The organism is Methylibium sp. (genome assembly GCF_013817365.1).
GTDB lineage: Bacteria > Pseudomonadota > Gammaproteobacteria > Burkholderiales > Burkholderiaceae_C > Methylibium.
On sequence record NZ_JACDCU010000522.1, the window covers coordinates 1 to 1911 of the forward strand.

Annotated in this window: 1 protein-coding gene; it reads right to left on the reverse strand. The window is 64.8% G+C overall.

Annotated features, from left to right (window positions below):
- The coding region (gene thrS, locus H0W38_RS20770) for a threonine--tRNA ligase (protein ID WP_292457764.1) at nt 1-1633 on the reverse strand (1633 nt) is incomplete at its 3' end.
- Nucleotides 1634-1911: the final 278 nt, after the last annotated feature.

The window sequence follows — 1911 nt, forward strand, 5'->3', positions numbered from 1 at the left end:
CTTGCACCGGTGCCAGCCAAGCCGGGAAGGCGCCGGCGTGCTGCTCGATCAGGATGCCAATGAAGCGCTCAAGGCTGCCGACGATGGCGCGGTGGAGCATTACCGGGTTGCGGCGCTCGCCGGATTCGGTCACGTATTCGGCATCAAGCCGCTCGGCCATGGAGAAATCGACCTGCATGGTGCCGCACTGCCAGGGCCGGCCGAGCGCGTCCTCGAGCGTGTATTCGATCTTCGGGCCGTAGAAGGCGCCGTCACCCGCGGCGATCTCGAACCTGCAGCCGGAGCGGCGCAGGCTTTCCATGAGCGCTTCTTCTGCTTGGTCCCAGACCGCGTCGGAGCCGATGCGCGCCGCCGGCCGCGTGGCGATCTTGTAGACGATGTCGCTGAAGCCAAAGTCGCGATAGACCTTCTGCAGCAGCGCCGTGTAGGCCACGCACTCCTCGAGGATCTGCTCTTCGGTGCAGAAGACGTGACCGTCGTCCTGCGTGAAACCGCGCACCCGCATGATGCCGTGCAGCCCGCCGGTGGGCTCGTTGCGGTGGCACTGGCCGAACTCTCCATAACGCAGCGGCAGATCGCGATAGCTCTTGATGCCCTGCTTGAAGATGAGGATGTGGCCCGGGCAGTTCATCGGCTTGAGCGCGTAGTCGCGCTTCTCGCTTTCGGTGACGAACATGTTCTCGCGGTACTTGTCCCAGTGGCCGGTCTTCTCCCACAGCCCCTGGTCGAGCAGCTGCGGGCCCTTGACCTCCAGGTAGCCGTTGTCGCGATAGACGGCGCGCATGTACTGCTCGACTTGCTGCCACAGGGCCCAGCCCTTCGGGTGCCAGAACACGAGGCCGGGCGCGTGCTCGTCCAGGTGAAAGAGATCCAGTTCGCGGCCGAGCTTGCGGTGGTCGCGCTTTTCCGCTTCTTCGAGCCTGTGCAAGTGTTGCTGCAGATCCTCCTTGGTGGCCCAGGCCGTACCGTAGATGCGCTGCAGCATCTCGTTGCGGTGGTCACCGCGCCAGTAGGCGCCGGCCACCTTCATGAGCTTGAAGTGCTTGAGCTTGCCGGTGCTCGGCACGTGAGGGCCGCGACACAGGTCCTCGAAGCCGCCTTCGCGGTAGAGCGAAACGTCCTCCCCGGCAGGAATGCTGGCGATGATCTCCGCCTTGTAGTGCTCGCCCATCGCCTTGAAATGGGCCACGGCTTCGTCACGCGGCAGCACGCGGCGCTCGACCTTCTCGTCCTTCTTCGCCAGCTCGCCCATCCTGGCTTCGATGGCGGCCAGGTCCTCGGGCGTGAAGGGGCGCTTGTAGGAGAAGTCGTAGTAGAAGCCGTTCTCGATCACCGGGCCGATCGTGACCTGCGCATCGGGGAAGAGCTCCTTGACGGCATAGGCGAGCAGGTGCGCGGTCGAGTGGCGGATGAATTCCACGCCATCGGGATCCTTGTCGGTCACGATGGCCAAGGACGTGTCGTCCTCGATGCAGTAACCGGTATCGACCAACCGCGCGGAGTCGCCCTGCCCCACGCGAGCGCCGAGCGCCGCCTTGGCCAGGCCGGGCCCGATCGACGCCGCGACCTCATGCACCGTCACGGGGCCCGGAAACTCGCGCCGGGAACCATCGGGGAGCTGGATCGAAACCATGTCTGGGACCTCTGAAAAAAGAAAAGCGCGGTGAGCGACCGCGCTGGCAGGCAAGACGAACGTATGCGTTCAAGCCGCGGTCAGGGCAACCTTGTCGGAGAGGGTCGTAGTTCGCGGTGTCATAACCCGTACTGCCTTTCTCGCTCTTGCTGCGGTCGGCCGGGGCGGCCGATGAAGTCGCGAATTTTAAGCCAGCGCAAAGCAAACCGCCCGCCAGACTGGGTCGGGCTGAGCGGGCGGTGCTTGCGGTGCCCGAAGGAACCGCCAATGGGTAGTTC